Below are 12,652 nucleotides of genomic sequence, written 5' to 3'. Positions count from 1 at the left end.
GATAACCGCCAGCCGCCGTGACCGCAGAAACGGATATGTACACGATCAAAGACCCCAGTCGACTATCAGGCCGCCTTCGCGGGCAAGCCTCGCTCCTACAAGAGCGGGCGATACCCGCCGGCCCAACACAGAGGGAGCCCCCTCGCCACAGTGATCTAAAGCTCGAACCGCAACTCAGGCCAGATCGGCGAGGTGCCGCGTTTTTGCGACTCCAGAATGGCCCGGCAAAGCGAGCACAGGCGCTGGTCCTGGAACACTGTACGGTCGACGCTAGACCAGCGCGGTTGCGCCGGCAACAGGCTGCCGCACAAGGTTCGGTCCGCCGAGCCGCCCAATTCCAGCTGACGGGTCACCAGATGTACCCGCACTTCCTGGCAGGCGAACAGATCCAGCTGTTCGTCAGGCTCGATCAGTTGGTAGGCAAAAAGGGACCAGGCAGGACGCGGCATCGGGGGCTCCAAATCGGGGGCGCCACCTTAGCCGAAACACCGCCGCTAGAAAAGCGTCAAAGCAGCGGTTTCAGTGTCGGCCAGACATTTTCCAGCAACTTGTCCTGAGCCGCCGCTGCCGGGTGCAGGCCGTCGCCTTGCATCAGGTCCGGATGACCACCCACACCGTCGAGAAAAAACGGCACCAGCGAAATCTTTTTCTCGTTGGCCACCTTGGTGAATACCTCGGCAAAGGCCTGGGTGTAACGCACGCCATAATTGGGTGGCAATTGCATGCCCAGCAACAGCACCTTGGCGCCACTGACGCGGGAGCTGTCGATCATCGACGCAAGATTTTGTTGCAATTGTGTTGGCGGCATTCCGCGCAGGCCGTCATTGCCTCCCAACTCGAGGATAACCAGCGCAGGTTTATGCTCTGCAAGCAGCGCCGGCAGGCGCGCCCGGCCTCCGGCACTGGTGTCGCCGCTGATGGACGCATTGACCACCTTATCGTCGAAACCTTCGCGCTTGAGCCGTTGCTCGAGCAATGACACCCACCCCAAGCGGGTATCCAGGCCGAAACCGGCGCTGATACTATCGCCAACGATCAGGACTGTACCCGCCGCTGCGCTCTGGGCCATGCACATCAAGGCCAGGCCAGCACTCAAAAACCACACACGCATCGGATTCTCCATGGGCGCAAGCATTCTCACCGCGAAGAACCTCAGCAAAGTGGTTCCGAGCGCGGAAGGTGAACTGACTATCCTGCACGAACTCAGCCTGGAACTGAACAAGGGCGATAGCCTGGCCATCGTCGGCGCTTCCGGTTCCGGCAAATCCACCCTCCTGGGCCTGCTCGCCGGCCTCGACCTGCCGAGCAGCGGCGAAGTCACCCTCGCCGGGCAAGGCCTGAGCAATCTCGATGAAGATCAGCGCGCCCGCATTCGCGCCGAGCACGTGGGGTTTGTTTTTCAATCATTCCAGTTGCTCGACAGTCTCAACGCTTTGGAAAACGTCATGCTGCCGCTGGAACTCGATGGCCGCAAAGACGCTCGCGAACGCGCCACTGAACTGTTGCAACGGGTCGGCCTGGGGCAACGCCTGACCCACTCACCGCGCCAGCTCTCCGGTGGCGAGCAGCAGCGCGTGGCGATTGCCCGGGCGTTCGCCGCCGAGCCCGACGTGCTGTTCGCCGATGAACCCACCGGCAACCTCGACAGCCACACCGGCGAGCGCATCAGTGACCTGCTGTTCGAACTCAACCAGGAAAGCGGTACCACCCTGGTGCTGGTGACCCACGACGAACGCCTGGCACATCGCTGCCGGCGCCTGATCCGCCTTGAAGCCGGCCTGCTGGTCGCCCCTCTGGAGCCTTGATGGCACGCTTGCCGCTGTTGCGCCTGTTCAGCCTCGCCATCCGCCAATTGCTGCGCGATGCCCGCGCCGGTGAGTTGCGGGTGTTGTTCTTCGCCTTGCTGGTGGCCGTGGCGGCAAGTACCGCCATTGGCTACTTTGGTGCCCGCCTGAATGGCGCCATGATGCTGCGCGCCACCGAATTTCTCGGCGCCGACCTGCTGCTCGAAGGCAGTTCGCCGGCACGACCGGAACAGATCAGCAGCGGCACGGAGATGGGCCTCGAGCACGCTCAGGTGGTGGAATTTTCCAGCGTCATCGCCACCGACAACGGCATTCAGCTGTCCAGTATCAAAGCCGCCGATGACGTCTACCCGTTGCGCGGCGAACTGAAAAGCGCCCCCGCGCCCTTCGCGCCGGAAGAACCCGGTGGTAGTCCGAAACCCGGCGAAGCCTGGGTCGAAGCGCGACTGCTGACCGCACTGGACTTGAAGATCGGCGACAGTATTGACGTCGGCATGAAAACCCTGACGCTGGCGCGAGTGCTGACTTATGAGCCGGATCGCGCCGGCAATTTCTACAGCCTGACACCACGGGTGCTGATCAACCTCAGCGACCTTGAGGCGACCGGCGTAGTGCAACCCGGCAGCCGGGTCAGTTACCGCGAACTCTGGCGCGGCAAAGCCGAGGCGCTGGAAACCTATCGCCAGCTGATCAAACCCGGGCTGGCGGCCAACCAACGCATCCAGGATGCTCGCGATGGCAACCGGCAGATCGGCGGCGCCCTGGGCAAGGCCGAACGTTACTTGAACATGGCCAGTCTGGTGGCGGTTCTGCTGTCTGGCGTGGCGGTGGCGCTGTCGGCGACACGCTTCGCCACCCGCCGCTTCGATGCCAGTGCATTGCTGCGCTGCCTGGGCCTGTCCCGTCGGGAAACCATGGTGCTGTTCAGTCTGCAACTGACCGTACTCGGACTGCTTGCCAGCATCAGCGGCGCCCTGCTTGGCTGGCTCGCGCAGCTCGGGCTGTTTGCGCTGCTGCGTGATTTACTGCCAACCGATGTTCCACCGGGTGGCCTGCTGCCAGCCATCGCCGGGATCGGCACCGGGCTGGTCGCGCTCGCCGGCTTCGCCCTGCCGCCACTGGCCGCTTTGGGTCGAGTGCCACCACTACGGGTGTTGCGTCGCGACATGCTGCCGATTCCATCCAGCACCTGGATGGTCTATGGCGCGGCGTTGGGTGCCCTCGGCCTGATCATGTGGCGCCTGAGCCTGGACCTGGTGCTGACCTTCGCCCTGCTCGGCGGCGGTGTGATTGCGGCGTTGGTGCTCGGCGGCTTGCTATTGCTGCTGCTCAAGAGCCTACGCCGGATGCTCGCGCGCGCCTCACTGCCATGGCGCCTCGGGTTGGGCCAACTGCTGCGTCATCCACTGGCGGCGGCAGGCCAAGCCCTGGCCTTCGGTTTGATTCTGCTGTCCATGGCGCTGATCGCTTTACTGCGAGGCGAGTTGCTCGATACCTGGCAAAACCAGTTGCCGAAAAACGCCCCGAACTATTTCGCCCTGAACATTCTGCCGGCGGACAAACAAGCCTTTACCGATCGACTGATGGAGTTGTCGGCACAATCGGCGCCGCTGTACCCGGTGGTGCCGGGACGACTGATCAGCATCAATGGCGAACCGGTGCAGGAGATCGTCAGCAAGGATTCGGCTGGTGATCGAGCCATCCAACGCGACCTTAGCCTGACCTGGGCGGCAGACTTGCCAGCGGGTAACAAACTCACCGCCGGCAACTGGTGGGATCAGCAACCCGCGGATGAAATACCCGGAGTTTCGGTGGAAGGTAAAGTCGCCGAAAGCCTCAAGCTCAAGCTCGGCGATCACATGGTGTTCACCGTTGGCGGGGTCAATCGGGAGGCGAAAGTCACCAGCCTGCGGGAGATCAACTGGGACAACTTCCAGCCAAACTTCTTCATGATCTTCCAGCCTGGCACCTTGAAGGACTTACCGGCGACCTACCTGACCAGTTTCTACCTGGCGGCCGGTCACGATCAGCAAATCGTCGACCTGTCCCGCAGCTTTCCGGCAGTGACCATTCTACAAGTCGAAGCCTTGCTGGCGCAGCTGCGCAGCATCCTCGCCCAAGTCACTCTGGCAGTGGAATACGTACTGTTGTTTGTATTGGCGGCGGGGATGGCGGTGCTGTTCTCCGGTTTGCAGGCAACGCTGGATGAACGCATTCGCCAAGGTGCATTGCTGCGAGCGCTGGGTGCCGAGCGCCAGTTGTTGGTCAGGGCTCGACGTATCGAGTTCGGCCTGCTCGGCGCGGTCAGCGGGTTGTTGGCGGCACTGGGTTCGGAACTGGTGAGCCTGGTGCTCTACCGTTACGCTTTCGACCTGCCTTGGCATCCGCATCCATGGCTTTTGGTGTTGCCACTGATCGGTGCCGTGCTGATCGGCGGCGCCGGTGTGTTCGGCACGCGTCGCGCCTTGAACGCCAGCCCCCTGACAGTCTTGCGCGAGGGTTGATAAACACATCAAGTACTCAATCGCAAGAAGTCACCACGAGCCGTTATCGCCCTCCCCGTAGGGCGATCGCTCGGAAAACGCCGAGTACACCCTATTTCGGGTATCTGATCTCGTTTATCCACCACAACATTTCTCCGCTCGGGGTCTGCACAACGGCCTCATCACCGACCTCTTTCTTCAAAAGCGCACGCGCCATTGGCGAATCGATGGAGATGTAATCGTTGCGACCGTAGATTTCGTCATACCCCACAACCCGGAATTTCTTGATTTCACCTGCCTCGTTTTCGATCTCGACCCAAGCCCCGAAAAAGACCTTGCCTTCCTGCTCAGGTGAGTACGCAACCACCCGCACATCTTCGAGGCGCTTGCGAAGGTAGCGAACACGCCGGTCGATTTCCCGGAGCAGCTTCTTGTTGTATTGGTAATCCGCGTTTTCGCTACGGTCGCCGAGCGACGCCGCCCAAGTGACCTTGCGCGTGGTGTCAGGACGCTTTTCCCGCCAAAGGTAGTCGAGCTCCTGCTTCAGAGCCTCATGACCTTCCTTTGTGATGATGTTCGTACTCAAGATGGATTTCTCACTAACGATTTATCTCCAGCAAGGTTATATCGGCTCTTGGAGCCCCTGGTCGCGCTCAAGCGAAGCGCACCCTTGAATCACTGAGAACCCGGTGAATTGCTGCCCCCGCAGACTTGGGGATTTTCAGTGCTCTGAGCACACGGTCCCAGTCATCAAGCGCCGCGAGGGTTTGGTCTAGGTATTCATCAGGCTTGAGGTATTTGTAATCCTTGCACAGGTCTCTGATGACCTTTCGTGTCGGCTTACCATGACCTGAAAATGCAGTGGAGTGCTCGCCCATCCCATCGGAGAAAGTAAGGTCGTACGCTGGAGACAGCCTCCAGCCCCCCTGCCCACTTTTGTCCTGAGGTTCGTGATACAGAAACGCAAAGTTTTTGGTGTGATCGTCGTAGTTGTGGAACACCGCATTGAAGATCATGAGCCTTGTCATTTTCTCAACCTCGGCAGCGCTTTTCGTCAGTGCGCTAGTCAGCTTGAGTAGCTGGCTGTAATCCATCGTCGGCGCCCGGAAGTCTGCGTAGACCAACGCGCAGAGGGTAATCATATGAATCTTGCGATCGCCATCACGATCGAAACGTTTGGCTGCGAAGAACCGCTCAAATCCGCCCTGGCGCATCTGCACCTCTAGCAGTTCCGTATGCGCCATGTTCACCCCAGCCCTTCTGGCCATCACCGCATACGCTTGCTCGATCCCGCCAGTCTCCAAAGGCTCACTCAGAGCCCTGAACTTCACAAGCCAGTGAGCGTATCCAGGTGGAAGTTGGCCAAAAGCTGAAGTCGCAGTTTCAAGATCGTGTGACAGTGCGGCGATTGCTTTGGGGCGAGCACCACCGGGGGAACCACCCGCCAAGCGTAACCCCTTGAGCACTCCTGGGGTGTCTCCTTGTTGTACCTCGACAGATGCCTCGAACAGGCGAGCAAGATTCACTGACTCGGCGGCGATCTTTTCTGCTTTGGGATGGTACTCAAAGATCCCCATAGCCCGATCACCGATATAGGCCAGCCGATCCAGCGGACTGAGCGTCAGCGAGGTGCCTGCTCCGAAGGTCGCGTCGAAGAATCTATCCATCAGCAGAAGCCCCCAACCGTCCGGCAAGGAATCTGCAAATGGGCCATGCAGGCCCTTGAACAAACGACTTTCCCGAGCGAGCTGTGGCTTGTCATCGAATGTCATTGTCAGGGGAGAAAGGTCGAACCCCTTGGCCAGCCATTCTTTGTCGTACACAAAGTAGATGCCTTTCCCCTCGATACGGCTCAATTCGCCAACCATTACGCCATTGGCAGTGACGGTGAGCGATTCAGTGGGCTTGAACCTGGGGATAGGCGAGCTCATTTGGTGCCTCGTTTACGCTTGAGATTTTTTAGCTCGTCGATTGAGCCTGGATGCGAGGGTTTGAAAAGACTCATCACCGGCGTTAGCTCATCGAGCGCCGTGGCCAGGAGAATCATGGACTCAAGAGTGATCGAGCCTGAGTGTTCGAACCGCTTGATGGAGGACTCAGACACTCCGGATTGCTCAGCCAAGGTTCTGCGAGAAAGGTTCTTGGACAAGCGCAACGATTCGGCATTCTTCCCCAGCTCGCGTGCGATTTCCGCTGGGCTGTACAAAAAATGCATAAGCGACATAGATTTCTCCGAACACACTATTGGTCATAACTGATCCAGTATGACCAATAATATCGAACAAAGGATCTATTCTGACCAGTTGTATCAATAGCATGATATGTAATTTTTTGCATTAATGGTCATATTTGACCAATTAATAGCAAATAATAACTATAAAAGTTCAGATACGACCAATAGAGTTCAATTGCGTGCGCCTTGATCGGCAAGGCACTGGACGCCGAAGTGCGGGTCCAGACACCGACCGGTGAACAATTCGTGTATTTCGTGGCGATCGACTATTTTTGAGCCGCGGCGCTCTGAGTCGTAGCGCTCTGAACCTCAGCGACGAGTAATCAGCCCTTGGCGAGCCACGCGAGTCAGCTGTCTGATCACTTCCGGCGCATCCTCGATGCTGGGCGCCAGAATCACCGCCAGATCGAAACTGTCGTTGGCAAACCGTGCCAGTGACTCGCCGTCGTCGACAAACTGAATCAGGAAGGCAGCAGGCCCACCGGTACGACGTGGCCAGCCATCGAGGTAACGCAGAAGCGTCGGCTGATGTTTACCGCCAAGCAGGATTTTTGGATTGCGCTGGGTGAGGTGTGCCGTGATCGGCGCGGGGCGTATAACGGGGCTTAATGCATTCATTGTGTCGTGTCTCTGCCTCAAAAGTCTGCATGGCAGGTGAGAGGCAACACCGAACCAGCGCTTTAGCGGTATTTCGAAGCCTGTTTCAAGCTTCTATCGGCAACTGAAGGTGTCACCTGGCGCCCCGCAAGTAGCTGTTTAAATCGGCGCATGGGCAGCATCCTAGAGAAGCTGACCGGACAGTGTCAAGAATCACCAGCAACAAAAAAGGCCTGCACAGTGCGTCGCACAATGCAGGCCTTTTTGTTGAGCCAGAACGGTCAGTCGGTGATAGCGCGGTCTACCGACAGCTTGCCTGCACCTTCGATCAGCACCGCGAGGCTGCCACCGAGCAAAGCCAGGGCGAATTCATAACCGTTGTTGGCCATGAACAGACCGTTGCTGATGTGCACCGAGAAAATCGCGACCAGCGAGAGGAAGGTCAGCCCCAGTGCTGCCGGGCGTACCAGCAGACCGATGATCAATGCCAGGCCGCCGAAGAACTCGGTACCACCCGCCAGGATCGCCATCAGGTGACCCGGTGCCAGCCCGATGCTTTCCATGTACTGCGCGGTGCCGGCAATGCCGTAGCCGCCGAATGCCCCGAAGAGTTTCTGTGAGCCATGGGCCGCGAAGATAATGCCGACGAAAATGCGCAGAATCGTCAGACCGTAGCCCGCGCGAGTGAACAGTACCTTGTTGATCAGTGTGCTCATGCTGTGTCATCCATTGTGAGTGTGTGTTGGTTGGCCGCTATATTAATCAGTAAAGCTCATGTTAAAAGCGCAAAAAACCCACCATAACAATCAGATTAGTCGATCATTTCCGTGAGGCCACTTTTTGCCCTTGGGGCTCCAACGACTCCCGCTCCCGATCGAACGCCAGGTAATACTTGTTCACGCTATTAACATAGCTGACAGCCCCCATTCCCACCTGCTCCATGGCAATGCGCTCGACCTGGAAGAACCACTGATTAGGATTCAAGCCGCGTCGCCGGGCTTCGGCGCGCATGCCTTGAACCCGCTCCGGTCCCATGTTGTAGGCCGCCAACACGAACGCCATGCGCTCGCGCTCATTGAGTTTGGGGCTGGCGAAAAACTTGCGGCGGATCATCGCCAGGTACTTGGCGCCGGCCTGCACATTGGCGTCGAGGTTTTCAATATTACTCACGCCAACCCGTTGGGCGGCGGACGGGGTGATTTGCATCAGGCCGGTGGGGCCGCTACCGCTTCTGGCGTTGGGCTGCAGCGCCGACTCCTTGAAGGCCAGCGCTGCCAGGTTCAGCCAGTCCATCCCTTGGGCTTCAGCGTGTTTCTGCAACACTGGTCGAAGTTTCTCCAGGCGCTGCCGATCAGCCTTGGCCAAGGGGTAGTGCACTTGATACAGGCGCCTGTAGATCCGCAGGAACGCCGCATCCTGGTCCGACGGCTTCTTGTAGGTAGTCAGGAAGCGATCGATGCTTGCGCGCAGCATCGAGGCGTCGCGGCGCACGAACCAGTACTCCTCGCCCGGCTCGCTGATAAGGACCTGACGATCGAAGCGCAATTTGGGCAGGATCTTGCCCCAGCGTTCGGCAATCGGTTGCTCGACAATCGTCAGATGAAAGATCCCGCCCTGGACCATTTCCAGCACGTCCTCGACCGCCAGGCTTGGATCGACCCACTCGATCTTCACCGGAGGCAGTTTGTGCAGCGCGAGCTTCTGATTGATCTGACTGACTGCATCCCCGGCGACACTGCCTGTGGGCAGTGCCAGGGTTTTGCCCGAGAGTTGTTCGAGACGGGTGTAACGTCGTTCGCCTTTAATCCCCACCAGCAGCAACGGCACATTGCTGGCGATCGGTTGACTGGTGCTGACCGCGAGGCCCGATTGCGGATCGAGCAATTCCCCCGGCGCGACCAGATCACCCTCCCCACGCTGCAACGCGCCGAGCAGTTGATCCTTGGCTTTGGGAATGATCTTGAGGGTGATTTCCTGGCCGTCACGGGCATGGCCATTGAGGTATTGTTCGAAAGCGCGCAGGCGGTGGTATTCGACGCCGATGGCCTGGCCCTGGACTTCACCGGAGCTGTTGCGACTCTGGTTGACCAACACCCGCAGCACGCGACTGCTGCGAATCTCCGCCAAGTCGCGGACCTGGGCCGCCGGCACGGCTTGCAACGGCCCGGCCAGACGCGCAACCGCCGACATTGGCAGCAGCAACGAACAACACAGCAGTAACAAAACCGAGGGACGAGTCATCCACTCTCCGGAAAAGAATACTGGTCGACTTCATGGGTGAGCTCATGACGTCGAGCGACAGAAACAGAGCGCCTGAAGCGCTGGCAAAGTGCGTGAGAGTGGCACAGTGATGGCAATTCTACCAACCCGACTTGTCTCGCGGCCTCAACAGACAGCTTTAACTCGTTGTAGTTCTTGGCTTTTCTTATAAATCTACAGCTCTGATATGCTTTCCGGCCTTTGGTCCGAGGTAGCACCATGCAACTCATCGATATCGGCGTCAACCTGACCAACCCCAGTTTCGCCGACAAACACCAGGCTGTACTTGACCGTGCCTATGCTGCCGGAGTCTGCCAACTGGTACTCACCGGGACCAGCGTCGAGGGCAGCGAACAGGCTCTGGAGCTGTGCCAGCAACTGGACGAGAGCGCTCAGCGACTGTTCGCTACGGCCGGTATTCACCCGCACTCGGCCAGCGACTGGAACGCCGACAGCGCTCAGCGCCTGCACAGTTTGCTCAAGGAGCCGAACGTGGTGGCCGTGGGTGAATGCGGCCTCGATTTCAATCGTGATTTCTCGCCCCGCCCGCAACAGGAAAAGGTCCTCGAAAAACATCTGGAGATGGCGGTCGAACTGCAGCTGCCGGTGTTCCTGCATGAGCGCGATGCCAGCCAACGACTGCTGGAGATCCTGCGCGATTACCGCGACCAGTTGCCGGCTGCCGTGGTGCACTGCTTCACCGGTGAAAAGAAGGCGCTGTTCAGCTACCTCGATCTGGATTTGCACATCGGCATCACTGGCTGGATCTGCGATGAACGCCGGGGCACGCACTTGCATCCGTTGGTCAAAGAGATAAAACGCGGGCGCTTGATGCTGGAGAGCGATGCGCCATATCTGCTGCCCCGCAGTTTGCGCCCCAAGCCGAAGAATGGTCGCAACGAGCCGGCATATCTGACCGAAGTGTTGCGTGAGGTGGCGTTGCATCGTGGTGAAAGCCAGGAAGACCTGGCAAACCACACCACAGCATGCGCACGGGCATTCTACGGGTTACCTTCGATCCCCCAGTAACTACAAATCCCCTGTGGGAGCGGTATGTGGCGAGGGGGCTTGCCCCCGTTCGGCTGCGTAGCAGTCGTAAACCATTGCATGCGGTGTACCTAATACACCGCGATTGCAGGTTTTGGGGCCGCTTCGCGACCCAACGGGGGTAAACCCCCTCGCCACACAATTATGTCCCCAGTCCTAACAAGGTCCACACACATTTGGATAGGCTGTGCTCGTTGACCTGCATCAACATCTGAAGCCCTGCATAGCAGCACAATGCTGGCACCTTGCCAAAACTGTTTCCGCTATCAGAGAAGACCTCCATGGGTGCCTGGCTTAGCAACATCTCGCTGAAATACAAATTCTGGGCGGTCAACGCCGTCGCCTTCGTCACCACTCTGTTGCTAGTGCTGTACGCCGTGCAGCTTGAACAACAAGCCCGCAGCCACGCCGCCCAGGCGTCGGCCCAGGCCCAGGCGCGATTGCTCAATACCTGGCCTGCCGGGCAGCCGCTGCCCAAGGCCGATAATCTGCTGACCTTCAATCGCGGGCAGGCGCCGTTACTGAATGGGCAACCGCTGCTGGAGCTTACCGATACCAACGGTTGGGTCGAGATCAACGCTATGCCGCTGTTCGGTGAAAACCCGTTGATGGGCGCCGAGGTATTCACTCGCCCTGACGGTCAACAGATCGCGGTGATTGCCTATGGCCCGAGTCTGAGCCAAGTGTTCGGCGATCGCTTCACCCACTACGCGGTAGCCGTATTCATCCTGATGCTGGCAATGCTCGGCGCGTCGCAACTGTTGATCCGCTTCTTGCTCAGCCAGCTCAATACCTTGAAAGACGTGATGCTCCACGTCGAGAAAACCGGTGACCTGTCGGCACGTGTGCCGCTGGCTTGCAAGGATGAAGTCGGGCAGATGGCCAACGCCTTCAACGCCATGCAGGCCGGTTACCAGCGGGTGGTCAACACCGTCGCCAGCACCGCCCGACAACTGGATGTCGGTGCGGCGCGGCTGGCTTCGAGCATGAACGAGGTGCGTCACGGCATGCTCGGTCAACAAAGCGAAACCGATCAGGCCGCCACGGCGATCAACGAGATGACTGCCACGGTTCATCATATCGCCCAACACGCCGGCGCCACCCGCGACCTCTCGCAAACCGCCGACACCCTGGCGGGCAGCGGCCAGGCAGTGGTCACTCGGGTGCAGCAATCGATTGGCGGCTTGTCCACCGGCGTGCAGCAAACGGCCGAGATGATTCAGCGTCTGGCCGAGGACAGCCAGAAGATCAACGGCGTGGTCGGCGTGATCCACAGCATCGCCGAACAGACCAACCTGCTGGCCCTTAATGCAGCCATCGAAGCGGCCCGGGCCGGTGAAATGGGCCGTGGGTTTGCGGTGGTCGCCGATGAAGTGCGTAACCTGGCCAAGCGAGTCCAGGCGTCCACCGACGAGATCACCACCATGGTTTCAGCGCTGCAGGCCGGCACTCGGGATGCCGTGGACTTCATGCAGGAAAGCTCGTACAAGGCGGACGATTGCATGCAACAGGCTCAGGAAGCCAGCGTGGCGCTGGTCGAAATCACCAGTGCGGTGGCGCAGATGCGTGAAAGCAATACGCAGATCGCGGTGGCAGCCGAGCAGCAGAGCCATGTGGCGCAGGAGATGAATCGGGCGGTGGTGAGCATTCGCGACGTGACCGAAAACACTGTGCAGCAGACCGTGAATTCGGCGATTACCAGCAATGAGTTGGCGATGTTGGCCGGGGAGTTGAGCAAGGCCATCGGGCAGCTCAAGCTTTGAGGGCCTCTTCGCGGGCAAGCCTCGCTCCTACATGGGATGGTGCGTTCACAAATCCCTGTAGGAGCGAGGCTTGCCCGCGAAGGCGTCAGACCGGCCAACATCAATATTGACCATGACCCCTATCACTTCAATAGCCAGCCTCGATTCGCCGACGGCTTTCGCCCGGCCTATTCTTTGTTCAAGAGCCTCATCGAACCAAGGATAAGCATCATGGGCAAACGTCACCCCAACCTTCCCGCCTGGCAATGGCGAACGCACCCGCATAATCATCAGGACCCGACCAATCCGGTATTGCACCTGATTGCCGTGCCGCTGTTCATCGTGGCGTTTTTACTGATGGTCTCGGGGGTGTTCAGCCTGGATCTGGCGAGCATCGCGATCGGCGTTATCGGCCTGCTCGCCGCCCTGGGCCTGCAGCGCCACGGTCACCGCCTGTAGGCGTAGCCTGCGAGCAGTGGCGGGGGG

Annotated in this window: 12 protein-coding genes and 2 pseudogenes; 6 read left to right on the top strand and 8 right to left on the bottom strand. The window is 59.3% G+C overall.

What is annotated here, in order from left to right; all coding sequences use genetic code 11:
* Window positions 1–155 precede the first annotated feature (155 nt).
* Window positions 156–449, bottom strand: a complete 294-nt coding sequence (locus tag PMI30_RS00500) for a hypothetical protein (RefSeq protein ID WP_007899882.1) — start codon at window positions 447–449, stop codon at window positions 156–158.
* A 56-nt stretch (window positions 450–505) separates the two neighbouring features.
* A complete protein-coding gene (locus PMI30_RS00505) occupies window positions 506–1,111 on the bottom strand; it encodes an arylesterase (RefSeq protein ID WP_008015158.1) in 606 nt (201 codons plus the stop codon).
* 10 nt (window positions 1,112–1,121) lie between these two features.
* Here PMI30_RS00505 and PMI30_RS00510 point away from each other — a divergent pair, with 10 nt between their 5' ends.
* Together PMI30_RS00510 and PMI30_RS00515 are read left to right on the top strand one after the other, a co-directional pair.
* On the top strand, window positions 1,122–1,805 hold the full coding sequence (locus tag PMI30_RS00510; protein WP_007899869.1) for an ABC transporter ATP-binding protein: 684 nt from the start codon (window positions 1,122–1,124) through the stop codon (window positions 1,803–1,805).
* Window positions 1,805–4,309 (top strand): ABC transporter permease, encoded by a 2,505-nt coding sequence (locus PMI30_RS00515; RefSeq protein WP_008015155.1) that lies wholly within the window; start codon window positions 1,805–1,807, stop codon window positions 4,307–4,309. Before PMI30_RS00510 ends, PMI30_RS00515 begins: the two co-directional genes overlap by 1 nt.
* Window positions 4,310–4,400: 91 nt before the next feature.
* On the opposite strand, the gene greB is transcribed toward PMI30_RS00515, so the two are convergent.
* The 3 genes from greB to PMI30_RS00530 all read right to left on the bottom strand — a co-directional run bounded on the left by greB (window position 4,401) and on the right by PMI30_RS00530 (window position 6,512).
* A complete protein-coding gene (greB, locus tag PMI30_RS00520) occupies window positions 4,401–4,874 on the bottom strand; it encodes a transcription elongation factor GreB (protein ID WP_008015153.1) in 474 nt (157 codons plus the stop codon).
* A 67-nt stretch (window positions 4,875–4,941) separates the two neighbouring features.
* A complete protein-coding gene (locus PMI30_RS00525; protein ID WP_008015152.1) occupies window positions 4,942–6,219 on the bottom strand; it encodes a type II toxin-antitoxin system HipA family toxin in 1,278 nt (425 codons plus the stop codon).
* Window positions 6,216–6,512, bottom strand: coding sequence for a helix-turn-helix domain-containing protein (locus tag PMI30_RS00530; protein ID WP_008015150.1), 297 nt, complete (start codon window positions 6,510–6,512; stop codon window positions 6,216–6,218). The genes PMI30_RS00525 and PMI30_RS00530 overlap by 4 nt, the downstream gene beginning before the upstream one ends.
* A gap of 177 nt (window positions 6,513–6,689) precedes the next feature.
* Between PMI30_RS00530 and PMI30_RS31030 the strand changes: the two are divergent.
* A pseudogene (locus tag PMI30_RS31030) lies at window positions 6,690–6,797 on the top strand (transcription elongation factor GreB); the annotation flags it as partial.
* A gap of 33 nt (window positions 6,798–6,830) precedes the next feature.
* Here the strand turns inward: PMI30_RS31030 and PMI30_RS00535 are convergent.
* The 3 genes from PMI30_RS00535 to PMI30_RS00545 all read right to left on the bottom strand — a co-directional run bounded on the left by PMI30_RS00535 (window position 6,831) and on the right by PMI30_RS00545 (window position 9,359).
* Window positions 6,831–7,139, bottom strand: coding sequence for a hypothetical protein (locus tag PMI30_RS00535; RefSeq protein WP_008015149.1), 309 nt, complete (start codon window positions 7,137–7,139; stop codon window positions 6,831–6,833).
* 260 nt (window positions 7,140–7,399) lie between these two features.
* A complete protein-coding gene (locus tag PMI30_RS00540; protein WP_008015146.1) occupies window positions 7,400–7,834 on the bottom strand; it encodes a DoxX family protein in 435 nt (144 codons plus the stop codon).
* Window positions 7,835–7,937: 103 nt separating this feature from the next.
* Window positions 7,938–9,359 (bottom strand): transglycosylase SLT domain-containing protein, encoded by a 1,422-nt coding sequence (locus PMI30_RS00545; protein ID WP_008015144.1) that lies wholly within the window; start codon window positions 9,357–9,359, stop codon window positions 7,938–7,940.
* 237 nt (window positions 9,360–9,596) lie between these two features.
* Between PMI30_RS00545 and PMI30_RS00550 the strand changes: the two genes are divergently transcribed.
* From PMI30_RS00550 to PMI30_RS00560, 3 genes and pseudogenes are all read left to right on the top strand, one after another.
* A complete protein-coding gene (locus PMI30_RS00550; RefSeq protein WP_008015143.1) occupies window positions 9,597–10,406 on the top strand; it encodes a TatD family hydrolase in 810 nt (269 codons plus the stop codon).
* Window positions 10,407–10,705: 299 nt separating this feature from the next.
* Window positions 10,706–12,187: a methyl-accepting chemotaxis protein gene (locus tag PMI30_RS00555; RefSeq protein ID WP_008015141.1), complete on the top strand. Its 1,482-nt coding sequence runs from the start codon at window positions 10,706–10,708 to the stop codon at window positions 12,185–12,187.
* 210 nt (window positions 12,188–12,397) lie between these two features.
* Window positions 12,398–12,622 (top strand): annotated as a pseudogene (locus PMI30_RS00560) (terminase); the annotation flags it as partial.
* Window positions 12,623–12,652: the final 30 nt, after the last annotated feature.

It is taken from the genome of Pseudomonas sp. GM50 (assembly GCF_000282375.1).
Lineage (GTDB): Bacteria > Pseudomonadota > Gammaproteobacteria > Pseudomonadales > Pseudomonadaceae > Aquipseudomonas.
This window is presented reverse-complemented; position numbering and strand designations above follow the sequence as displayed.